The organism is Stenotrophomonas sp. YJH_SMC_94-11 (assembly GCF_059370435.1).
In genome coordinates this window covers 211,523-232,856 of sequence record NZ_JCAFTR010000007.1, presented here as the reverse complement: position 1 = coordinate 232,856, position 21,334 = coordinate 211,523, and the positions used below count along the sequence as shown (strand labels likewise).

At 65.8% G+C, this 21,334-nt stretch carries 18 protein-coding genes; 9 read left to right on the top strand and 9 right to left on the bottom strand.

Features of this window, described 5'->3' with window-relative positions; translation table 11 throughout:
• Positions 1-254: 254 nt before the first annotated feature.
• Positions 255-2,129, top strand: a complete 1,875-nt coding sequence (locus tag AC5P74_RS14055) for an ATP-binding cassette domain-containing protein (RefSeq protein ID WP_095377734.1) — start codon at positions 255-257, stop codon at positions 2,127-2,129.
• A gap of 155 nt (positions 2,130-2,284) precedes the next feature.
• Here the strand turns inward: AC5P74_RS14055 and AC5P74_RS14050 are convergent, their stop codons facing one another.
• Together AC5P74_RS14050 and AC5P74_RS14045 are read right to left on the bottom strand one after the other, a co-directional pair.
• Positions 2,285-2,746 carry a c-type cytochrome gene (locus AC5P74_RS14050; protein WP_005416218.1) on the bottom strand — a complete coding sequence of 154 codons (462 nt, stop codon included), beginning with the start codon at positions 2,744-2,746 and terminating at the stop codon, positions 2,285-2,287.
• A 9-nt stretch (positions 2,747-2,755) separates the two neighbouring features.
• On the bottom strand, positions 2,756-3,139 hold the full coding sequence (locus tag AC5P74_RS14045; protein ID WP_005416219.1) for a c-type cytochrome: 384 nt from the start codon (positions 3,137-3,139) through the stop codon (positions 2,756-2,758).
• A 205-nt stretch (positions 3,140-3,344) separates the two neighbouring features.
• Between AC5P74_RS14045 and AC5P74_RS14040 the strand changes: the two genes are divergently transcribed.
• The 3 genes from AC5P74_RS14040 to AC5P74_RS14030 are packed head-to-tail and all read left to right on the top strand — an operon-like array spanning position 3,345 to position 11,085.
• Positions 3,345-4,490, top strand: a complete 1,146-nt coding sequence (locus AC5P74_RS14040) for an efflux RND transporter periplasmic adaptor subunit (RefSeq protein ID WP_049411461.1) — start codon at positions 3,345-3,347, stop codon at positions 4,488-4,490.
• Positions 4,487-8,008, top strand: a complete 3,522-nt coding sequence (locus tag AC5P74_RS14035; RefSeq protein WP_053499673.1) for an efflux RND transporter permease subunit — start codon at positions 4,487-4,489, stop codon at positions 8,006-8,008. The genes AC5P74_RS14040 and AC5P74_RS14035 overlap by 4 nt, the downstream gene beginning before the upstream one ends.
• Positions 8,005-11,085, top strand: coding sequence for an efflux RND transporter permease subunit (locus AC5P74_RS14030; protein ID WP_495204980.1), 3,081 nt, complete (start codon positions 8,005-8,007; stop codon positions 11,083-11,085). The genes AC5P74_RS14035 and AC5P74_RS14030 overlap by 4 nt, the downstream gene beginning before the upstream one ends.
• Positions 11,086-11,180: 95 nt before the next feature.
• Here the strand turns inward: AC5P74_RS14030 and AC5P74_RS14025 are convergent, their stop codons facing one another.
• The 7 genes from AC5P74_RS14025 to ykgO all read right to left on the bottom strand — a co-directional run bounded on the left by AC5P74_RS14025 (position 11,181) and on the right by ykgO (position 16,634).
• Positions 11,181-12,026 carry a phytanoyl-CoA dioxygenase family protein gene (locus AC5P74_RS14025; RefSeq protein WP_372486138.1) on the bottom strand — a complete coding sequence of 282 codons (846 nt, stop codon included), beginning with the start codon at positions 12,024-12,026 and terminating at the stop codon, positions 11,181-11,183.
• Positions 12,027-12,075: 49 nt separating this feature from the next.
• Complete coding sequence (locus tag AC5P74_RS14020) at positions 12,076-13,296, bottom strand: TraB/GumN family protein (protein WP_088123866.1); 1,221 nt, start codon at positions 13,294-13,296, stop codon at positions 12,076-12,078.
• Positions 13,297-13,300: 4 nt separating this feature from the next.
• Positions 13,301-13,831: a GNAT family N-acetyltransferase gene (locus AC5P74_RS14015; RefSeq protein ID WP_495204979.1), complete on the bottom strand. Its 531-nt coding sequence runs from the start codon at positions 13,829-13,831 to the stop codon at positions 13,301-13,303.
• Positions 13,832-13,845: 14 nt separating this feature from the next.
• A complete protein-coding gene (locus tag AC5P74_RS14010) occupies positions 13,846-14,733 on the bottom strand; it encodes a carbon-nitrogen hydrolase (RefSeq protein WP_053499677.1) in 888 nt (295 codons plus the stop codon).
• A 223-nt stretch (positions 14,734-14,956) separates the two neighbouring features.
• Positions 14,957-15,994: an agmatine deiminase family protein gene (locus AC5P74_RS14005; RefSeq protein ID WP_053499679.1), complete on the bottom strand. Its 1,038-nt coding sequence runs from the start codon at positions 15,992-15,994 to the stop codon at positions 14,957-14,959.
• A gap of 39 nt (positions 15,995-16,033) precedes the next feature.
• Positions 16,034-16,333: a hypothetical protein gene (locus AC5P74_RS14000; protein ID WP_227837998.1), complete on the bottom strand. Its 300-nt coding sequence runs from the start codon at positions 16,331-16,333 to the stop codon at positions 16,034-16,036.
• A 175-nt stretch (positions 16,334-16,508) separates the two neighbouring features.
• Positions 16,509-16,634 carry a type B 50S ribosomal protein L36 gene (gene ykgO, locus AC5P74_RS13995; protein ID WP_005409283.1) on the bottom strand — a complete coding sequence of 42 codons (126 nt, stop codon included), beginning with the start codon at positions 16,632-16,634 and terminating at the stop codon, positions 16,509-16,511.
• A 197-nt stretch (positions 16,635-16,831) separates the two neighbouring features.
• On the opposite strand from ykgO, the gene cmk reads away from it, so the two are divergent.
• The 5 genes from cmk to lapB all read left to right on the top strand — a co-directional run bounded on the left by cmk (position 16,832) and on the right by lapB (position 21,333).
• Positions 16,832-17,509 (top strand): (d)CMP kinase, encoded by a 678-nt coding sequence (gene cmk / locus AC5P74_RS13990; RefSeq protein ID WP_206620125.1) that lies wholly within the window; start codon positions 16,832-16,834, stop codon positions 17,507-17,509.
• 198 nt (positions 17,510-17,707) lie between these two features.
• On the top strand, positions 17,708-19,393 hold the full coding sequence (rpsA, locus tag AC5P74_RS13985) for a 30S ribosomal protein S1 (RefSeq protein ID WP_005416230.1): 1,686 nt from the start codon (positions 17,708-17,710) through the stop codon (positions 19,391-19,393).
• An 87-nt stretch (positions 19,394-19,480) separates the two neighbouring features.
• Positions 19,481-19,786 (top strand): integration host factor subunit beta, encoded by a 306-nt coding sequence (locus tag AC5P74_RS13980; protein ID WP_495222491.1) that lies wholly within the window; start codon positions 19,481-19,483, stop codon positions 19,784-19,786.
• Positions 19,787-19,863: 77 nt separating this feature from the next.
• Positions 19,864-20,148 (top strand): lipopolysaccharide assembly protein LapA domain-containing protein, encoded by a 285-nt coding sequence (locus tag AC5P74_RS13975; RefSeq protein ID WP_005416231.1) that lies wholly within the window; start codon positions 19,864-19,866, stop codon positions 20,146-20,148.
• Positions 20,149-20,154: 6 nt separating this feature from the next.
• Positions 20,155-21,333, top strand: coding sequence for a lipopolysaccharide assembly protein LapB (gene lapB, locus AC5P74_RS13970; protein ID WP_005416232.1), 1,179 nt, complete (start codon positions 20,155-20,157; stop codon positions 21,331-21,333).
• The last annotated feature ends 1 nt before the right edge of the window (position 21,334 follow it).

Below are 21,334 nucleotides of genomic sequence, written 5' to 3'. Positions count from 1 at the left end.
GGCCCGAGGCATGCCTCGGGCGGGTTGGGCAGGACGCCCAACCCCGGTCTTGCCGTGTGCGCAGGACAGCGCACACGAGCAAGCGGCGACCGGGCCTACATGGACGTATTTACGGCGTCCCCCGCAACCGGACCCACCCCGCCTCCCACAGGAAGCCGCTTTTGACGTTGCGTTGAGGTTGCCGGCCAGCGGCCGGCACTACCGCGGGTGCCGGGTGCAACCCGGCCGACGCCCCCAACCCGTACAATATCCGGATGCCTCTGATTACTCTGCAGAACGTCGACTTCAGCGTCGGCGGCCCGTTGTTGCTGGAAAAGGCCGAACTGTCGATCGAGCCGGGCGAACGCATCGCCTTGATCGGCCGCAACGGCGCCGGCAAATCCACCCTGCTCAAGCTGCTGTCCGGCGATCACAAGCCCGATGACGGGGAAGTCCGCGTGCAGCAGGGCGTGCGCGTCACCCGCCTGGAGCAGGAAGTGCCACATGGCGCCGCCGGCTCGGTGTTCGACGTCGTCGCCGATGGCCTCGGTGAACTGGGCCAGTGGCTGGCCGAATTCCATCACCTGAGCCACGCCGAAGTATTTGATGGCGAAGCACTGGGCAACGTGCAGGCCAAGATCGACGCCGCCAACGGCTGGGGCCTGGATCAGCGTGTCAGCGAAACCCTGACCAAGCTCGACCTGGACGGCGAGGCCGAGTTCGGCCGCCTGTCCGGCGGCATGAAGCGCCGCGTGCTGCTCGCCCGTGCGCTGGTGTCCAGCCCCGACGTGCTGCTGCTGGACGAACCGACCAACCACCTCGATATCGAAGCCATCGACTGGCTCGAAGCGTTCCTGAAGGGTTGGAGCGGCAGCGTGGTGTTCGTTACCCATGACCGCCGCTTCCTGCGTGCACTGGCCACCCGCATCGTCGAGATCGACCGTGGCCAGGTCACCAGCTGGCCGGGCGACTGGGCCAACTACGAGCGTCGCCGAGAGGAACGCCTCAACGCGCAGGCGCAGGAAAACGCGCGCTTCGACAAGCTGCTGGCGCAGGAAGAAGTCTGGATCCGCCAAGGTATCAAGGCGCGCCGCACCCGCGATGAGGGTCGCGTGCGCCGCCTGAAGGCGATGCGCGTGGAGCGTTCGCAGCGCCGTGATCTCAGCGGCAACGTCAAGATGGAAGCCGCACAGGGCATCAGCTCTGGCAAGAAGGTCATCGACGTCAAGGATATTTCGTTCGCCTTCGGTGAGCGCACCATGGTCCGCGACTTCACCACCACCATCATGCGCGGCGACCGCATCGGCCTGATCGGCCCCAACGGCAGCGGCAAGACGACGCTGCTGAAGCTGCTGCTGGGCGAGCTGCAGCCGGCCAAGGGCGAAGTCAACGCCGGCACCAACCTGCAGATCGCCTATTTCGACCAGTACCGCGCGGTGCTGCGCGAAGACTGGAGCGCGATCGAGAACGTGGCCGAAGGCCGCGATTTCCTCGAGTTCAACGGCAAGCGCAAGCACGTGCATGCCTACCTGCAGGACTTCATGTTCACCCCGGAACGCGCGCGTGCGCCGATTACCCGCCTGTCCGGTGGAGAGCGCAACCGCCTGCTGCTGGCCAAGCTGTTCGCGCAGCCGTCCAACCTGCTGGTGATGGACGAACCGACCAACGACCTGGACGTGGAAACCCTGGAGCTGCTGGAAGAGCTGCTGGGCGAATACACCGGCACTCTGCTGCTGGTCAGCCATGACCGTGACTTCATCGACAACGTGGTGACCTCCACGCTGGTGATGGAAGGCGACGGCGTGATCGGCGAGTACGTCGGTGGCTACAGCGACTGGCAGCGTTATGCGGCCAGCATCGCGGCGCCTGCCTCGGTCCCCGCAGCCAAGCCGCCGGCCGCCGCCCCGGCCGCTGCCCCCCCGGCTGCCCCCAAGCGCAAGCTGGCCTACAAGGAAGCACGCGAGCTGGAGCAGCTGCCGAAGACCATCGAGAAGCTGGAAGGCGACGTCGAAGGGTTGACCTCGGCGATGAACGACCCGGCGTTCTATACCCGCAGCAGTGCGGAAGTGACCGCGCACACCCAGCAGCTGGCCAAGGTGCAGGCCGAGCTGGATGCCGCGTACGCGCGCTGGGAAGAGCTGGAAGGCTGAGTATCGGTCGGCGCCAGCAGTGCGCCGATTGATCGGATGAAGAATCAGTAGATCCACGCCATGCGTGGATATGCGGATCTGTGCGGACCAACGGTCCGCACCCACCAATCAACGGTCCGTGCGGACCAGGGTCCGCACCCACCGGGGGCCGGCCGTCATTTGACCCCGTGCAGATCCCGCAGCTGGCTCGGCCGGCTGCCGAAATACGCCGCCAGATCGGCGATGTCCTGATCACTCAGGTCCTTCGCCTGCGGCGTCATCAGCGCATGCTGGCGGTCGCCGGCGCGGTAGGCCTGCAGCGCGTGCGCCAGGTAGTCACCGTACTGGCCACCCAGCTTCGGATAGGTCGGATCGATCGGCGCATTGCCGTCGGCCCCATGGCAGTCGATGCAGCTCTGGTTGGTGGCCTTGCCCTTCACCTTGGCGCGGGCCTCACCGGCGGCCTCGCGGCCTGCCGGCAGGCCGGCGGAGGACGAAGAACCGTGTTCGCCGCTGGCATGGCCCGGGTCGGCAGCGGATTTCTCGCTGTTCTCCACCTGCGACTGCGAACAGGCGGCCAGCAGCAGGGCAACGGACAGAGCGATGGCGTGACGCATCGGATGCGCGGCTTTCGACATGGGCGGGCCTTACTTGACGGTGGACAGGTAAACAGAGAGATCGGCGATCTCCTGTTCGCTGAAACTCATCGACTGCGCCTGCATCGTCGGATGCCGGCGCTTGCCCTGGCGGTACTCGGTCAGGGCCTGGGCCAGGTACTGCTGGGTCTGGCCGCCGATCTTCGGCACCCGGTAGCTGGGGTAGGCGTTCTTGTAGCCGGTGATGCCGTGGCACCCCTGGCAGGTGTAGGCCAGGACACGGCCATTGTCGAAGTTGCCGGTGGGCGTGGCAGGCGCCGGCGCGGCGGCAGGCGCCGGGGTGGGTGTGGCAGGAGCGGGAGCGGGCTGTGCGGCGGCCCCAAGGGGCAGGAGGACGGCCAGAGCGAGACAAGCGGCGAGCGGCTGCGGGCGCATGGTGTCGTTTCCGGGGATTCGGGTCTGGTCGTTCCGGCGTGGGGTACGGAACGACCCGAGTATAGCCTCAGGTTTCATCTAGCTGAAATGGGGGCGGGCCGACCAGCGGCACGAAGGCACCATGACCTTTGGGATATGGTGTTGCTGTGAAGTGGTGCATTACTTTGCTACCACACCTGTCCACGCATCCTCCAGGGACCTGACGATGTCGCACCCAACCTTCCTGTCCGGCCGTCGCAGCGGAATCTGCGCTGCCGCACTGCTGATCTCCACCTCCCTGCTGCTGGGCGGTTGCGCCGCAGGGCCCAATTCCGAAGCCAAGGCCGCCGAGACCAAGGAGGAGAAGAAGGTCGACGCAGTCCCGGTCGAAGTGGCGGTGGCCAGCCATCGTGCCGTCGCAGCCAGCTACACCGGCACCGCGGCGCTGGAGCCACGTGCAGAGTCGCAGGTGGTCGCCAAAACCTCCGGCGTGGCCTTGGCGGTGCTGGTCGAGGAAGGGCAGCGGGTCACCGCCGGCCAGCCGCTGGTGCGGCTGGACCCGGACCGTGCACGCCTGGCCGTGGCGCAGAGCGAAGCGCAGATGCGCAAGCTGGAAAACAACTACCAGCGCGCACAGAAGCTGGTCGGCCAGCAGATGGTCAGCGCTGCCGATGTCGACCAGCTGCGCTACGACCTGGAGAACGTCCGTGCGCAGTACCGCCTGGCTACGCTGGAGCTGTCCTACACCACGGTCGTGGCACCGATCTCGGGTGTGATCGCCTCACGCTCGATCAAGACCGGCAACTTCGTGCAGATCAATACACCGATCTTCCGCATCGTCGACAACTCGCGGCTGGAGGCCACGCTCAACGTACCCGAACGTGAGCTGGCCACCCTGCGTGCCGGCCAGCCGGTGACGCTGGCGGCCGACGCACTGCCGGGCCAGAGCTTCACCGGCACCGTTGACCGCATCGCGCCGGTGGTGGACTCGGGCAGCGGCACGTTTCGCGTGGTCAGTGCCTTCGATGGTGCCGCGCACGCGCTGCAGCCCGGCATGTTCGGGCGCATCCGCATCGATTACGACCAGCGTGCCGATGCGCTGGTGGTACCGCGCCTGGCGTTGCTCGACGACGGTGAGCCGGCGGTGTTCCGCGTGCGCGAAGGCAAGGTCGCACGCGTTCCGGTCAAGCTGGGTTACGCCGAGGGCCCGTGGGTGGAGATCCGTGATGGCCTGGCGGCCGGTGATCAGGTGGTCACCGCCGGCAAGGTCGCCCTGCGCGACGGCACCACGGTGCAGGTGATCGCCGATCCGAAGGCGAAGGCGGTCGCGGCGGCCGCCAAGCCCGCAGACAAGGCCGGGAGCAAGCAATGACTGCCCCGGGCCACGACCACGGTGCCTCGCCGGCGAGCGACGGCGCCGCCGCCGGCATGCGCGGCGGCCTGGTGGAATTCGCCACGCGTCGCCGTGTGACCATCGCCATGTGCACGGTCACGCTGCTGCTGTTCGGCCTGATCGCGCTCGGCAACCTCAAGGTCAACCTGCTGCCCGACCTGAGCTACCCGACGCTGACCGTGCGCACCGAATACACCGGTGCGGCGCCGACCGAAATCGAAACCCTGATCACCCAGCCGGTTGAAGAAGCGGTGGGCGTGGTCAAGAACCTGCGCAAGCTGAAGTCGGTCTCGCGCACCGGCCAGAGCGATGTGGTGCTGGAGTTCGCCTGGGGCACCAACATGGACCAGGCCAGCCTGGAGGTGCGTGACAAGATGGAAGCGCTGAACCTGCCGCTGGAGGCCAAGGCCCCGGTGCTGCTGCGCTTCAATCCGTCCACCGAGCCGATCATGCGCCTGGTGCTGTCGAACAAGACGGCGCCGACCAGCGATGCCGATGCGGTCCGCGAGCTGACCGGCCTGCGCCGCTATGCCGATGAAGACCTGAAGAAGAAGCTGGAGCCGGTCACCGGCGTGGCAGCAGTGAAGGTGGGCGGTGGCCTGGAAGATGAGATCCAGGTCGACATCGACCAGCAGAAGCTGGCGCAGCTGAACCTGCCGATCGACACCGTCATCAAGCGCCTCAAGGACGAGAACATCAACATCTCCGGCGGCCGCCTGGAGGAGGGCTCCCAGCGCTTCCTGGTGCGTACTGTCAACCAGTTCGCCGACCTCGAGGAAATCCGCAACCTGCTGGTGACCACCCAGGCCGCCAATGGCAGCGCAGCCGACTCGGCGTTGCAGCAGATGTTCAACATCGCCGCGTCGACCGGTTCGGCGGCAGCCATCGCCGCCGCGTCGGCGGCACAGAGCGCATCGTCCGGTGGTGGCTCCAGCGTGGTCGCCAATGGCGTGCCGGTACGCCTGAAGGACGTGGCCACGGTGCGGCAGGGCTACAAGGAGCGTGAAGCGATCATCCGCCTGGGCGGCAAGGAATCGGTCGAGCTGGCCATCTACAAGGAAGGCGACGCCAACACCGTGTCCACCGCCGAAGCGCTGCGCAAGCGCCTGGAGCAGATCAAGGGCACGTTCCCGTCCGATGTCGAGCTGACCACCATCGAGGACCAGTCGCGCTTCATCGAGCACGCCATCGCCGACGTCAAGAAGGACGCGGTGATCGGTGGCCTGCTGGCAATCCTGATCATCTTCCTGTTCCTGCGCGATGGCTGGAGCACGTTCGTGATCAGCCTGTCGTTGCCTGTATCGATCATCGCCACGTTCTTCTTCATGGGCCAGCTCGGCCTGAGCCTGAACGTGATGTCGCTGGGCGGCCTGGCATTGGCCACTGGCCTGGTGGTGGATGACTCGATCGTGGTGCTGGAGAGCATCGCCAAGGCCCGCGAGCGTGGCCTGGGCATCCTGCAGGCGGCGATTGCCGGCACCCGCGAAGTGAGCATGGCGGTGGTCGCCTCGACCCTGACCACCATCGCCGTGTTCCTGCCGCTGGTGTTCGTCGATGGCATCGCCGGGCAGCTGTTCCGCGACCAGGCGCTGACCGTGGCGATCGCCATCGCGATCTCGCTGCTGGTGTCGATGACCCTGATCCCGATGTTGAGCTCGCTGAAGGGGCGGCCGCCGCTGGCGTTCCCGGAAGAGGCGCCGAACGAAGCATGGCAGCCGCAGAAGCGCTGGCAGAAGCCGGTCGCGCTGGGCCGCCGTGGCGTGGTTGCCAGCGTGCGCTGGAGCTTCTATGCGCTGGCCTGGCTTGTCGTGCGCGTGTGGCGTGGCGTGGTGGCAGTGGTCGGCCCGGTGATGCGCAAGGCCAGCGACCTGGCGATGAAGCCCTATGCAGGCGCCGAGCGAGGCTACCTGCGCCTGCTGCCGAGTGCGCTGGCGCATCCCGGCAAGGTGCTGGGCGTGGCAGCCATCATCTTCGTGGCGACCATGGCGCTGGTACCGATGCTTGGCGCGGACCTGATTCCGCAGCTGGCGCAGGACCGGTTCGAAATGACGGTGAAGCTGCCGGCCGGCACGCCGCTGAAGCAGACCGATGCGCTGGTGCGCGAGCTGCAGCTGGCGCACGGCAAGGGGGAGGGCGTGGCCTCGCTGTATGGCGTCAGTGGCAGCGGCACCCGGCTGGATGCCAGTCCGACCGAAAGCGGCGAGAACATCGGCAAGCTGACTGTGGTGATGGAAGGCGGTGGCAACGCGCGCACTGAAGCGGCAATCACCGAACGCCTGCGCGGCACCATGAGCCAGCACCCGGGCGCCCAGGTCGACTTCGCGCGGCCGGCGTTGTTCAGCTTCTCCACGCCGTTGGAAATCGAACTGCGCGGGCAGGACATGGCGACCCTGGAAGTGGCCGGCCAGCGCTTGGCGGCGATGCTGCGCGGCAATGCGCACTACGCCGACGTGAAGTCGACGGTGGAAGAGGGCTTCCCGGAAATCCAGATCCGCTTCGACCAGGAGCGCGCGGGTGCGCTGGGCCTGACCACCCGCCAGATCGCCGACGTGGTGGTGAAGAAGGTGCGCGGCGACGTCGCCACCCGCTACAGCTTCCGTGATCGCAAGATCGACGTGCTGGTGCGTGCCCAGGAAGGTGACCGCGCCAGCGTCGAGAGCATCCGCCGGCTGATCGTCAATCCGGGCAGCACCCGCCCGGTCACCCTGGACGCGGTGGCCGACGTGGTCGCCACCACCGGCCCCAGCGAGATCCATCGTGCCGACCAGACCCGGGTGGCGGTGGTATCGGCCAACCTGCGCGACATCGACCTCGGCGCAGCCATGCGCGAAGTGCAGCAGATGGTGGCCGAGCAGCCGCTGGGTGCGGGCGTTGGCCTGCACATCGGTGGCCAGGGCGAAGAGCTGGCGCAGGCGGCGAAGTCGCTGATCTTCGCCTTTGGACTGGCGATCTTCCTGGTCTACCTGGTGATGGCCTCGCAGTTCGAGTCGCTGCTGCACCCGTTCGTGATCCTGTTCACCATCCCGCTGGCGCTGGTCGGCGCGATCCTGGCGCTGATGCTGACCGGCAAGCCCATCTCGGTGGTGGTGTTCATCGGCCTGATCCTGCTGGTCGGCCTGGTCACCAAGAACGCGATCATCCTGATCGACAAGGTCAACCAGCTGCGCGAAGCCGGCGTGGCCAAGCATGAGGCGCTGGTGGAAGGTGCGCGTTCGCGCCTGCGCCCGATCATCATGACCACGCTGTGCACGCTGTTCGGCTTCCTGCCGCTGGCGGTGGCCATGGGCGAGGGCGCCGAAGTGCGTGCACCGATGGCGATCACCGTGATCGGTGGCCTGCTGGTGTCGACGCTGCTGACGCTGCTGGTGATCCCGGTGGTGTACGACCTGATGGATCGTCGCGGCGACGCCTATTACCGTGAGCGCGGCCGCAAGCATGCCGGTGAAGGCCTGCATGGCGACGAGGGCGGCACGGCAGGTGTGGAGGAGCCGGCATGAGCGTTGCCGAGTTCTCCATCCGCCGCCCGGTCACCACCATCATGTGCTTCGTGTCGCTGGTGGTGATCGGCCTGATCGCTTCGTTCCGGCTGCCGTTGGAGGCGCTGCCGGACATCTCCGCGCCGTTCCTGTTCGTGCAGATCCCATACACCGGTTCGACGCCCGAGGAAGTGGAGCGGACCATCATCCGCCCGGTCGAGGAGTCGCTGGCGACGATGACCGGCATCAAGCGCATGCGCTCATCGGCCACCTCCGAGGCGGCGCTGATCTACATCGAGTTCAGCGACTGGGACCGCGACATCGCCATTGCCGCGTCCGACGCGCGCGAGCGTATCGATGCGATCCGCAGCGACCTGCCCGACGACCTGCAGCGCTACAACGTGTTCAAGTGGTCCAGCAGTGACCAGCCGGTACTGAAGGTACGCCTGGCCAGTACCACCGACCTGACCACTGCCTATGACATGCTCGACCGTGAGTTCAAACGGCGCATCGAGCGTATTCCCGGTGTGGCCCGCGTCGACATCACCGGTGCACCGCCGAACGAGGTGGAGATCGCCATCGATCCGAACCGGCTCAACGCGCATGGGTTGAGCATCAACGAGCTGAGCGAGCGCCTGCGCACGCTGAACTTCTCGATCTCGGCCGGGCAGATCGACGACAACGGCCAGCGCGTGCGCGTGCAGCCGGTGGGCGAGATCACCGACCTTCAGGAGATGCGCGACCTGGTGATCAACGCCAAGGGCCTGCGCCTGGGCGATATCGCCGACGTCCGCCTGAAGCCTGCACGGATGAACTACGGGCGTCGCCTGGACGGCAACCCGGCGGTCGGCCTGGACATCTTCAAGGAGCGCAGCGCCAATCTGGTGGACGTGTCGCGCGCGGCGCTGGCCGAGGTCGAGGCGATCCGTGCGCAGCCGTCGATGCGCGACGTGCAGATCAAGGTGATCGACAACCAGGGCAAGGCGGTGACCTCGTCGCTGCTGGAGCTGGCCGAAGCCGGTGCGGTCGGCCTGATCCTGTCGGTGACGGTGCTGTTCTTCTTCCTGCGCCATTGGCCGTCGACGCTGATGGTGACCCTGGCCATTCCTATCTGCTTCACCATCACCCTGGGCTTCATGTACTTCGTCGGGGTGACGCTGAACATCCTGACCATGATGGGCCTGCTGCTGGCCGTGGGCATGCTGGTCGACAACGCCGTGGTGGTGGTGGAGAGCATCTACCAGGAGCGCGAGCGCATGCCGGGGCAGCCACGGCTGGCCTCGATCATCGGCACCCGCAACGTGGCCATCGCGCTCAGCGCCGGTACGCTGTGCCACTGCATCGTGTTCGTGCCGAACCTGTTCGGCGAGACCAACAACATCAGCATCTTCATGGCGCAGATCGCGATCACCATCTCGGTCTCGCTGCTGGCCTCGTGGCTGGTCGCGGTCAGCCTGATTCCGATGCTGTCCGCACGCATGGCCACACCCAAGCTGGTGCACTCGCAGACCGGCCTGATCGCGCGCCTGCAGCGGCGCTATGCACAGCTGCTGGACTGGTCGCTGCACCACCGCGGCTGGAGCCTGCTCGGCATCCTGCTGGTGGTACTGGTCAGCCTGGTGCCGATGAAGCTGACCAAGGTCGACATGTTCGGGGGCGAGGGCGGCAAGGACATCTTCATCGGCTACATGTGGAAGGGCGCCTACACCTACCGGCAGATGTCCGAGGAAGTGGCGCGCGTGGAGAGCTGGATCGACCAGAACCGCGAGCGCCTGCACGTGAAGCAGGTGTACTCCTGGTACAGCGAGCAGGAAGGCAGCTCCACGGTGGTCACCCTGGACGAGAAGTACGCCAAGGACATCAAGGCGCTGCAGGAAGAGTTGCGCAAGGGCCTGCCGAAGTCCGCCCGCACCGACTATTTCGTCGGCAACCAGGGCGGCGATGGCGGGGGTGGCGGCAACCAGGGCGTGCAGGTGCAGCTGGTGGGCGATTCCAGCTCGATGCTGCAGGAGATCGGCCAGGAAGTGGTGCCGTTGCTGGCGCAGCGTGCCGAACTGCGGGACGTGCGCATCGACAACGGCGAGAAGGGCGGCGAGCTGAAGGTACGCGTCGACCGTGAGCGTGCCGCAGCGTTCGGCTTCAACGCCGAACAGGTGGCCAGCTTCGTCGGCCTGGCGCTGCGCGGCGCACCGATGCGCGAGTTCCGTCGCGGTGACAATGAAGTGCCGGTGTGGGTGCGCTTTGCCGGCGCCGAGCAGAGCAGCCCGGAAGACCTGGCCGGTTTCAGCGTGCGTACCGGCGATGGCCGCAGCGTGCCGCTGCTGAGCCTGGTCACCGTGGACGTTGGTTCGTCGGCCACCCAGATCGGCCGTACCAATCGTCAGACGACATTGACCATCAAGGCCAACCTGGCCGGGAAGGTCACCGCACCGGACGGGCGCAAGGCGATAGAGGCCGTGCTCAAGCCGATGAACTTCCCGGCCGGCTACGGCTTCACCTTCGATGGCGGCGACTACGGCAACGATGATGAAGCCATGCAGCAGATGGTGTTCAACCTGCTGATCGCGCTGGTGATGATCTACGTGGTGATGGCGGCGGTATTCGAGTCGCTGCTGTTCCCGGCGGCGATCATGAGCGGCGTGCTGTTCTCGATCTTCGGCGTGTTCTGGCTTTTCTGGATCACTGGCACCTCGTTCGGGATCATGTCCTTCATTGGCATCCTGGTGCTGATGGGCGTGGTGGTGAACAACGGCATCGTGATGATCGAGCACATCAACAACCTGCGGCGCAGCGGCATGGGCCGTACCCAGGCGCTGGTGGAAGGCTCACGCGAACGCCTGCGCCCGATCATGATGACCATGGGCACGGCGATCCTGGCGATGGTGCCGATCTCGCTGACCGACACGCAGATGTTCGGCAATGGCCCGGAGTACTCGCCGATGGCGCGCGCGATTGCCGGCGGCCTGGCGTTCTCGACCGTGGTCAGCCTGCTGTTCCTGCCGACGATCTACGCGGTGCTCGATGACCTGCGCAATACCGTGACGCGGCTGATCCGTCGCGCGCGAGGTGTGGAGGTCGTGGCGGGGACCGCGGTGTAGTGGTCGAGCTTGCTCGACCGTAATACGCGCCAACGTGTTGTGGTGTGGGGGAGGCCGGTCGTAGTGGGGCGGCCTCCCCCTTTTTTCGGCTTGGGTCAGGCCTTGCGCAGGAACCAGGTCCGGCGCGTGTACTCGTGACCGAAATCCACCTGCCCGAACCGTGCGATCTCACGCTGGCCACGCCGGTAATAACGCCACGGTGCTTTGGACAGCGGAGGAGTTTGCCCGTAGAAAACATCCATGTGGCCCACCGGCATCGACTTCGGCGTTACGTGCATGACCACGCTGCGACGCGTTCCGGCAGAGGGATGTGGCGCGCCGCCGTGGAACAGCTGCGGGTGCCAGACGATCACATCGCCAGGCTGCACGTGCACCGACTGCGGCTTCAGGCCAGCGTCTTCGCATTGACGCGCCACCGCATCCTGATAGGCGGTCCAGCCTTCCGGCGACATGGCGCTGATCGGGCCGTCGCCGAAGACAGTGCGTCGCAGCGCCTGCACGTCAATCGGCGGCAACAGGTGGCTGCCCGGAACCACGCGAAGGGGGCCATTGCTTTCATCAACCGCATCCAGTGCGGTCCACACTCCCATGTAGCGCTCGCCCGGAGAGGTGCAGAACACTGGCGTATCGCGATGCAAAGACTGTTCCGATCCGCGCTCGTAGTAGAGGCTGGTGTAGAGCGTGGTCGGTTCACCGAGGAAACGATCGCAGACGTCGATGGCCGGGTTGTCAGTGAGCAGGCGGGTCATCGCATCCACCGCCAGGTGCAGGTTGACGACCCGATACATGCGCTTGTGTTCGTCCAGGTTGCGCGCCACTGCCTTTGGATTGCGCTGCTTGAAGCGCACGATGCGCGCGTTGATGTCCTGGACCAGTGCGGGTGCAATCGCCTGGCGCACCACCACGAAACCATCGCGCATCAGCGCATCGTATGCATCCATTGAAGTGTTCCTTCCTAAAACGCTGAGTATAGGCACGAGCGCTGGGACGTCATCCCGCCACCTTTCCCCACACCTTGAACGTGGTCAGCCACAGGCCAAGCATGCTGCCGATGTTGGTCAGCATGAAGGTCAGCACCACGCGGGTAACGCGATTGCGGTACCAGCCCTTCAGGCTCTGCGCATCGTCGCGCAGCTTCAGGAAGTCCTCGTAGGCTGGCTTGCGCACACGCGCTTCCACCAGTGCCGAGAAGGCGCCGGTCGGGATGCTCAGGCGGAACGGCTTGAACGGGGCTACCGCGATCGCGGTGAGGATGCTCAGCGGGTGACCACCGGCCAGCAGGCAGCCCAGGCCGGCCAGGCCGCCGGTATACATCGCCCAGGTTGCCAGCAGCTCGGTGCCTACGCCCAGGCCGCCGCGGTAGAAGCCTACGCCGATGCCGGTCGCCACGATCGCCAGGATGCCCAGCGTGAACCATGGGATATTGCGCTTCTTCGGCACCGCCTCCAGCTCGGCGCGCAGCGGCGCCGGTGCCTCGGTGTCGGTTTCCAGGTGGCGTGCCAGACCCGCCAGGTGGCCGGCTCCGACCACTGCCAGCACTTCGCGCTGGCGCGGGTCGTGTTCTTCGCGCAGGCGGGTGGCCATGTAGCGGTCGCGCTCGCCGATGATGGTTTCGTACAGCGCCGGGCTCTCGCTTGCGAACTCACCGAAGCTCGATTCCAGCATGTCGCCCTGCTTGAGCTTCTCGATCTCGTTCTCGCCCACTTCCTCGGACGAGAACAGGCCGGCGCCGAGGCCGGCAACCAGCTTCAGCTTGCCGAAGAAGCCCAGCCGTTGCGACGCGCGGCGGAAGGTCAGGCCAACCTCGCGGTCGATCAGGTGCACCGGCAGGTTGCGTTCGCGGGCGAGTTCCACCGCACGTTTCAGCTCGGCGCCGGGCTCGATGTCGAGTTGCTCGGCCAGGCGGCGCTGATAGGCGGACAGAGCGAGGTTGGCGGCGAACAGGGCGACGCGGCCCTTGCGGATCACCTCGACCAGGTCGAGCTTGGCGAGCGTGTCGGGGTCGCTCAGCGCCTGCAGGCGCTGCGGGTCCAGCTCGACGGCAACGGCATCGAAGCGGCCGCTGTCGATGGCTTTTTCAACGGCCTCGACGCTGGCGCGGGAGACGTGGGCGGTGCCCAGCAGGGTATAGCGCACGCCGTCGCGTTCGACGACGCGCACCGGCTGGCCGGCGAACAGGTCGTCGCCGGTCTCGGGAAGGGTTTCGGTCATGGGTTCATTCATTGGAGGGTGCGGTGTCGGCGCCATCGCCGAGCGCGCGCTGCATCTGTACGGTGTCCAGCCAGCGGCCATGCTTGCGGCCGAGGCCACGGAACACGCCCACCAGCTCGAAGCCGAAGCGTTCGTGCAGCTTGATCGAGGCGGTGTTGGTCGGTTCGCCGATCACCGCCACCATCTGCCGGTAGCCACGTGCCACGCAGGCGTCGATCAAGGCCTTCAGCAGGCCGGTGCCGACACCCTTGCCCTGGAACGCGGCATCGACGTAGACCGAGTTCTCCACGGTCCACTGGTAGGCAATGCGGGTGCGATAGGTGTTGGCATAGGCATAGCCAGCCACCTGGCCGTCGATCTCGGCGACCAGGTAGGGGAAGCCACGATCAATGATGTCGCGCATGCGGCGCAGCATCTCGGTCGCGTCCGGGATGTCGTACTCGTAGGTGTTGACGAAATCGGTCACTTCCACCGCGTAGATGGCGGTGATTGCGTCGATGTCGGCCGGACCGGCATCACGGATGAGGACGGCCATGCGCGGGCTCCGGCTCAGTCGATGTAGCGCTTGAGCAGGTCGCCGTATGCATCGATGCGGCGATCACGCAGGAACGGCCAGATGCGGCGCACATGCTCGCTGCGCTGCAGGTCGACGTCGCACAGCAGCACGGTGGCCTCGGTGCCGGCCTCGGCCAGGAACTCGCCCTGCGGGCCGAGCACGTGGCTGTTGCCCCAGAACTGGATGCCCGACGCGCCCAGCGGCGACGCCTCGTGGCCGACGCGGTTGCAGCTCAGCACCGGCAGGCCGTTGGCCACGGCGTGGCCACGGTGGCTCAGCACCCAGGCGTCGCGCTGGCGGGTCTTCTCGTCCTGCACGTCGTCCGGGTCCCAGCCGATCGCGGTCGGGTACAGCAGCAGCTCGGCGCCGGCCAGCGCCATCAGGCGTGCCGCTTCCGGGTACCACTGGTCCCAGCACACCAGCACGCCCAGGCGGCCCACCGAAGTATCGATCGGCTTGAAGCCGATGTCGCCCGGGGTGAAGTAGAACTTCTCGTAGAAGCCCGGATCATCCGGGATGTGCATCTTGCGGTACTTGCCGAGCAGCGTACCGTCCTTCTCGAACACCACGGCGGTGTTGTGGTACAGGCCGGCAGCGCGGCGCTCGAACAGCGAGCCGACCAGCACCACGCCATGCTTCTTCGCCAGTGCGCCCAGGCGCTCGGTGCTCGGGCCCGGAATGGATTCGGCCAGGTCGAATTCGTCCACCGATTCGTGCTGGCAGAAATACGGGCCGTTGTGCAGTTCCTGCAGCAGCACCAGCTTGGCACCCTGCGCAGCCGCCTCGGCCACGCGTGCTTCGATCACCGCCAGGTTGGCGGCGGCATCACCGTGGTTGCGCTCCTGGATCAGGGCGACGGTAAGGGGGCTGCGCGAGTTCATGCGGGGCGTTCCTGCGGGGGAAAACCTGCATGTTAGCGCGGATGGGCGGCGACGGCGTGTTGCGCGCTGAATGGCCGGTGTTGTAGAGCCGAGCCCATGCTCGGCTGCGCTCTGCTTCGATCGCGCGAGCGGCCAGCCGAGCGTGGGCTCGGCTCTACATGAAGCCAGTCGAGCATGGCTCGACTCTACAAAAGCAGTGCCGGGCGGGGCCCGGCGTCATCCGTCAGGCCTTCAACAGCCCTTCCGGCAGCTGCATGGTGATGCAGTGCAGGCTGCCGTTCTGCCAGATCAGCGAGCGGCAAGGTACCTGCACGATCTCGCGACCCGGATGCGCCTGGGCCAGCACATCACGGGCCAGGTCGTCGGCCGGGTCGCCATAGGCCGGCATCAGCACCGCGCCGTTGACGATCAGGTAGTTGGCGTACGACGCAGCAAGACGGCGGCCTTCGTCGATCACCGGCCGCGCCCACGGCAGCGGGAACAGGCGATACGGCTGGCCGTCCTTGGTGCGCAGCGCGGCCAGCTCGTTGCCCATCGCCTGCAGCTCGGCGTAGTGCGAATCGCTCTCGTCGTCGCAGGCCTGATAGACGATGCTGTCAGCGGAGGCGAAGCGGGCGAGGGTATCGATGTGGGCGTCGGTGTCGTCGCCTTCCAGGTAGCCGTGGTCCAGCCACAGCACGCGGTCCTGCTGCAGCCAGTCGGCCAGGTCGGCGCTCAGGCTGGCGCGGTCGCGGTCCGGGTGGCGTTCGTGCAGGCACTTCCAGGTGGTCAGCAGGGTGCCTTCGCCGTCGGTCTCGATGCCACCGCCTTCCAACGCGAACGGAATGCTGCGTACCGGGGCGTCGTTGAACACGCCAGCCTGGTCGAGCACACCCACCAGCTGGTCATCCAGGGTGGCGTCGAACTTGCCGCCCCAGCCAGTGAAGCGGAAGTCCAGCAGCTGGAAACCGCCGTCGGCGCGGCGCAGGGTGATCGGGCCGGAGTCGCGCAGCCAGGTATCGTCGTAGGCGGCCGTGGTGAAGTGGACCTTGTCCATGTCGATGCGGTTGGAGCGCAGCCGCATTTCGGCATAGGTCTCCACATCGTCGTCGGCCACGCAGATCAGCACCGGCTGGAAGCGGGTGATGGCCGCGACCAGGGCGATGTAGGTCTCTTCCACCTGGCCCAGGCGGTCGGCCCAGTCGGTGTCGGCGGTAGGCCAGGCAATCAGGACGCCGCTCTGGGCTTCCCACTCGGCAGGAAAACGAAGGGTCTGGTTCATGGTCTCGCTACACAGGCCCGCCCAGGGCGGGAAAAGGGATCAACGGATCGGTGGTTTCGGGCCGATTTCGTTCGGGTCCGCCTGGTTGGCCACCACGTCGATCACCTTCTGCTTCTCGAAGTAGACGGTGAACTGCGGGTACACCCAGCGGTTGATGGTCGGCCATTGCCGCTTCTGCCCGCCACGCGGCTGCAGTTGTTCGCTGGGCGCGCCGAACTGCGCCTGCACCTGCTGCATGCTCTGGCCGCGCACGGGCAGGGCACCGGCCGGCTTCTCGCGGGCACGGTCGACAAGCAGGGTATCGGCCAGTGCCGGTGTGGCGGCGGCCAGGGTGGCCATCACGGCCAGGGCGGACAGGTAACGCTTCATCTCGATCTACTCCCCAGTGGTCAAGAAAGGCGATTACAGCAAAAACGGCAGGAAAAAGCCGCATAAACAAAAAACCGCCCGAAGGCGGTTTCTTGCATCGGGTCGGCCCCGCGTAGGGCCAGCCGCAGCCGGAGGGCTGTGAGGCTTAGCGCTGACGCGCCTTGAAACGCGGGTTCGACTTGCAGATGACGAAGATCTTGCCACGACGACGCACGACCTTGCAGTCACGGTGACGGGCCTTCGCCGACTTCAGGGAGGACAGGACTTTCATGGCATACCTCGGCGTAAACAGTAGTTGTTCGGGTGGAGCGTGGCCGCGATATGCGAAAGACAATCGGCAGTTGACGCTCGTTCAAGCCCGCCATTCTACCGGGCTTTTCCTCATGGTTTCAAGTGGTTGCACAAAAGATCCCGCTGGGGGCGTCTGGCAGAGGCTAGAATGGCCTCTTCACACGCTCTGGGACCCCCATGAATCCACTCGCTCCCGTCCTGACCATCGACGGCCCATCCGGGGCCGGCAAGGGTACCATCAGCCGCATCATCGCGCGCAGGATGGACTGGCATTATCTGGATTCGGGCGCGCTGTACCGGGCGGTGGGCGTGGCCGCAAGCTGGGCCGACATCGACACCTCCGACGCCTCCGCGCTGGTCCGTTGCACCTTTGACACCCACGTTCAGTTTGTCGAGCAGGGCGATGCCATGCGGGTCATGGTCAACGGCACCGATGCCACCGACGAGCTGCGCCTGGAGACCACCGGGGCGCTGGCCTCGGCCATTGCTGCCATCCCGGAGGTCCGGGCCGCCCTGAAGGAGCGCCAGCGCGCATTCAGGGAGCTGCCGGGCCTGGTCGCCGACGGCCGCGACATGGGCACGGTGATCTTTCCGGACGCCCCCTACAAGGTCTTCCTGACCGCCAGTGCCGAGGAGCGCGCAGAGCGCCGGCATAAGCAGTTGAAAGACAAGGGGGTTTCTGTTAACTTTGATGACCTCCTGCGCGAGATCATGGCCCGCGACGCCCGTGATGCTCAGCGTACCGTGGCGCCCCTGAAGCCGGCAGACGATGCTGTCCTCATCGACACCACAGGCATCGGCATCGATGATGTCGTTGCCCGAGTGATGGATCTGCTTCCGGTTCCGGCTGCCTGATCCGTTCGCGCGGGAGCACTGCCAGTCGCATCGGCAGTGGTCGCGCAAAGCAGTGCTGTACCCGCTCCGTCGCGCAATGATGCGTGGCGGTTTTCCTACTACACACGACCTGCGTTTCCGGGGTCGACCAACAGGCGGGCGGTCGCCATTCCCCTGAAGGGGACGCCACCGACCCATGTGTCCAACAGAGTAAATCTAATGACCGAATCATTTGCCGAACTGTTTGAAGCCAGCCAGGCCAACCTGGCCAAGCTGAAGCCGGGCGCCATCGTCAGCGGTACCGTTGTTGAAGTCCGCGGCGACGTCGTGGTGATCAACGCTGGCCTGAAGTCCGAAGGCATCGTGCCGATCGAACAGTTCCGTAACGACGCTGGCGAAATCGACGTCGCCGAAGGCGACATCGTCAAGGTCGCCCTCGACTCGATCGAGAACGGCTTCGGCGAAACCGTCCTGTCGCGCGAGAAGGCCAAGCGCGCGATGGTGTGGGACGAGCTGGAAGAAGCGTTGGAAAAGAACGAAACCATCACCGGCCGCATCAGCGGCAAGGTCAAGGGTGGTTTCACCGTGGACATCAAGGATGTCCGCGCCTTCCTGCCGGGTTCCCTGGTCGATGTGCGCCCGGTGCGCGATCCGGCCTACCTGGAAGGCAAGGAACTCGAGTTCAAGCTCATCAAGCTGGACCGCAAGCGTAACAACGTCGTGGTCTCGCGCCGCGCTGTCGTCGAAAGCGAGCACTCGGAAGAGCGCGAGCAGCTGATGGACAAGCTGCAGGAAGGCGCGATCCTGAAGGGTGTCGTCAAGAACCTGACCGATTACGGCGCGTTCGTGGACCTGGGCGGTATCGACGGCCTGCTGCACATCACCGACATGGCGTGGAAGCGCGTGCGTCACCCGTCGGAAGTCGTGAACGTCGGCGACGAGCTGGACGTCCGCGTGCTGAAGTTCGACCGCGAGCGCAACCGCGTTTCGCTGGGCCTGAAGCAGCTGGGCGAGGATCCGTGGGACAACATCGGCCGTCGTTACCCGGCCAACAGCCGCGTCTTCGGCAAGGTCTCCAACGTCACCGATTACGGTGCGTTCGTTGAGATCGAGCCGGGCGTCGAAGGCCTGGTGCACGTCTCCGAGATGGATTGGACCAACAAGAACGTCAACCCGTCCAAGGTTGTCCAGGTGGGTGATGAAGTCGAAGTGATGGTGCTGGACGTCGATGAAGAGCGTCGCCGCATCTCGCTGGGCATGAAGCAGGTTGCCGCCAATCCGTGGGAAACCTTCGCTGCCACCCACAAGAAGGGTGACAAGGTGTCGGGCCAGATCAAGTCGATCACCGACTTCGGCATCTTCATCGGCCTGGACGGCGGCATCGACGGCCTGGTCCACCTGTCCGACATCAGCTGGAACACCACCGGCGAAGACGTCGTTCGCAACTTCAAGAAGGGCGATACCCTGGACGCCGTCGTCCTGGCCGTCGATCCGGAGCGCGAGCGCATCTCCCTGGGCGTGAAGCAGCTGGAGCAGGATCCGTTCGGCCAGTACATGGCTGCCAATCCGAAGGGTTCCAAGGTCGAAGGCGTGGTGAAGGAAGTCGACGCCAAGGGCGCGATCATCGAGCTGGCTGACGGCATCGAAGGTTACGTCTCGGCCCGCGACATCGCCAACGAGCGCGTTGACGACGCCACCCAGCACCTGAAGGTCGGCGACAAGGTCGAAGCCAAGTTCGTGGGCATGGACCGCAAGGGCCGTACCCTGCAGCTGTCGATCAAGGCCAAGGACGACGCTGAAATGCGCGAAGTGCTGGAGGAATACCAGTCCTCTTCGGCTTCCAGCGGCACCACCCAGCTGGGCGCGCTGCTGCGTGCACAGCTGAACGGCAACAAGTCCGAGTAATCGGCCTTAGGCTGTTCGTTGTTTCCTGGACGGCCCGGGCATTGCCCGGGCCGTTTCAGGCTGAGATGCCCCTGATGTGAGCCGGCAATGACCAAATCCGAACTGATCGAAATCCTTGCGCGCCGCCAGGCGCACCTGAAGGCCGATGATGTCGATCTGGCGGTGAAGTCGTTGCTGGAAATGATGGGCGGATCGCTGTCCGCCGGGGATCGCATCGAAATCCGTGGATTTGGCAGCTTCTCGCTGCACTATCGTCCGCCGCGCCTGGGTCGCAACCCGAAGACCGGCGAATCGGATGCCCTGCCGGGCAAGCATGTTCCCCATTTCAAGCCGGGCAAGGAACTGCGCGAGCGGGTCAGCAGTGTGCTGCCGCTGGACGCCGATCCGGCCTGAGCCTGCCGTCGCGCCACCGCGTGCGAATCCAGCCGCGAGTCGGATAAGCTACGGACTCCTGCCACTGGAGCTGTCGCATGAAGGTTTTTCGTCTGCTGGTCCTGCTGGCGGTGCTGATCCTTGGATTGATCATCGGTGCGGTCAACATGACCGCAATGTCGATCAACCTGCTGTTTACCCAACTGCACACTTCGGTGGGCGTGGCCCTGATTGCCGCGCTGCTGGTCGGTGTCGTGGTCGGTGCCGGGCTGGTGCTGGTGAGCGTGGTCATTCCGCTCTACGGCCAGCTGCGTCGCGCCAACAAGTCCGCTGCCGCTTCGCCGGCACCGGTTGCTTCCCCCCAATCTTTTGATGGACGTTGATCGAAGATGGATTTCGTCACCGAGTGGTTCTGGTTCTTCCTGTTCGTACCGCTGGCCGCACTGGCCGGGTGGGTGATCGGGCGGCGTGGTGGCCAACGCCACGGTGACAGCCAGGTCAGCCGCCTGTCGAGCACCTATTTCCGTGGCCTGAACTACCTGCTCAACGAGCAGCCGGACAAGGCCATCGAGCTGTTCCTGCACATCGCCGAGCTGGACAAGGAAACCTTCGAGACCCAGGTCGCGCTGGGCCATCTGTTCCGCCGTCGTGGCGAAGTCGACCGCGCCATCCGCCTGCACCAGGGCCTGGTCAATCGCCATGACCTGAGTGACGCACAGCGCGTGCAGGCCCTGCTGGCCCTGGGCGAGGACTACATGAAGTCCGGCCTGCTGGATCGTGCCGAGACCGTGTTCACCGAGCTGGCCCAGCTGGATCAGCGCGCACCGCAGGCGCTCAAGCACCTGATCGGCATCTACCAGGCCGAGCGCGATTGGGAAAAGGCCATCGACAACGCCACCCGGTTCGAGGATGTCACCGGCGAGCCGATGGGCAAGCTGATCGGGCAGTTCGAGTGCGAACTGGCCGAGCGATTCCGTGGCGCCGGCAAGCTGGAAGAGGCGAGGGCAGCGATCGCCCGCGCCTACCAGGCCGATGCGATGTCGGTGCGCGCCGGCATCATCGAGGGCCGGTTGGAAACCGACGCGGGCAATCCTGAGGCCGCCGTGCGCGCCTTCGAGCGCGCCGCGCGCAACGACCCCGAATACCTGCCGGAACTGCTGCCGGCGTTGATGCAGAACTATCGCAAGGTGGGCGATCTGGCAGGTGCGCGCGCGTTCCTGTCGGAGATGACAGAGCATTACCGTGGCATTGCCCCGGTGCTGGCGCTGACCCGGTTGATGGAAGAGCAGGAAGGCGTGGCCCCGGCGCGTGCCTACCTGGGCCGCCAGCTGAAGGATCGCCCGTCGGTGCGTGGCGAGTCCGCGCTGATCGACCTCACCCTGGCCGAGGGCGCCGATTCCACAGCCACCCTGCATGACCTCAAGCACATCACTGACCAGTTGCTGGTGCGCAACCCGGCCTATCGCTGCACCCGCTGCGGCTTCGGGGCGCGTACCCACCACTGGCAGTGTCCGAGCTGCAAGGAGTGGGGGACGGTCAAGCCGCTGCTGAACTACGCGGTGCTCTGAT

Bases quoted from the DNA above. Each gene is read 5' to 3' on its own strand.
- AC5P74_RS14055 (WP_095377734.1), top strand. From the start codon at position 255: ATGCCTCTGATTACTCTGCAGAACGTCGACTTCAGCGTCGGCGGCCCG.
- AC5P74_RS14050 (WP_005416218.1), bottom strand. From the start codon at position 2,746: ATGTCGAAAGCCGCGCATCCGATGCGTCACGCCATCGCTCTGTCCGTT.
- AC5P74_RS14045 (WP_005416219.1), bottom strand. From the start codon at position 3,139: ATGCGCCCGCAGCCGCTCGCCGCTTGTCTCGCTCTGGCCGTCCTCCTG.
- AC5P74_RS14040 (WP_049411461.1), top strand. From the start codon at position 3,345: ATGTCGCACCCAACCTTCCTGTCCGGCCGTCGCAGCGGAATCTGCGCT.
- AC5P74_RS14035 (WP_053499673.1), top strand. From the start codon at position 4,487: ATGACTGCCCCGGGCCACGACCACGGTGCCTCGCCGGCGAGCGACGGC.
- AC5P74_RS14030 (WP_495204980.1), top strand. From the start codon at position 8,005: ATGAGCGTTGCCGAGTTCTCCATCCGCCGCCCGGTCACCACCATCATG.
- AC5P74_RS14025 (WP_372486138.1), bottom strand. From the start codon at position 12,026: ATGGATGCATACGATGCGCTGATGCGCGATGGTTTCGTGGTGGTGCGC.
- AC5P74_RS14020 (WP_088123866.1), bottom strand. From the start codon at position 13,296: ATGACCGAAACCCTTCCCGAGACCGGCGACGACCTGTTCGCCGGCCAG.
- AC5P74_RS14015 (WP_495204979.1), bottom strand. From the start codon at position 13,831: ATGGCCGTCCTCATCCGTGATGCCGGTCCGGCCGACATCGACGCAATC.
- AC5P74_RS14010 (WP_053499677.1), bottom strand. From the start codon at position 14,733: ATGAACTCGCGCAGCCCCCTTACCGTCGCCCTGATCCAGGAGCGCAAC.
- AC5P74_RS14005 (WP_053499679.1), bottom strand. From the start codon at position 15,994: ATGAACCAGACCCTTCGTTTTCCTGCCGAGTGGGAAGCCCAGAGCGGC.
- AC5P74_RS14000 (WP_227837998.1), bottom strand. From the start codon at position 16,333: ATGGCCACCCTGGCCGCCGCCACACCGGCACTGGCCGATACCCTGCTT.
- ykgO (WP_005409283.1), bottom strand. From the start codon at position 16,634: ATGAAAGTCCTGTCCTCCCTGAAGTCGGCGAAGGCCCGTCACCGTGAC.
- cmk (WP_206620125.1), top strand. From the start codon at position 16,832: ATGAATCCACTCGCTCCCGTCCTGACCATCGACGGCCCATCCGGGGCC.
- rpsA (WP_005416230.1), top strand. From the start codon at position 17,708: ATGACCGAATCATTTGCCGAACTGTTTGAAGCCAGCCAGGCCAACCTG.
- AC5P74_RS13980 (WP_495222491.1), top strand. From the start codon at position 19,481: ATGACCAAATCCGAACTGATCGAAATCCTTGCGCGCCGCCAGGCGCAC.
- AC5P74_RS13975 (WP_005416231.1), top strand. From the start codon at position 19,864: ATGAAGGTTTTTCGTCTGCTGGTCCTGCTGGCGGTGCTGATCCTTGGA.
- lapB (WP_005416232.1), top strand. From the start codon at position 20,155: ATGGATTTCGTCACCGAGTGGTTCTGGTTCTTCCTGTTCGTACCGCTG.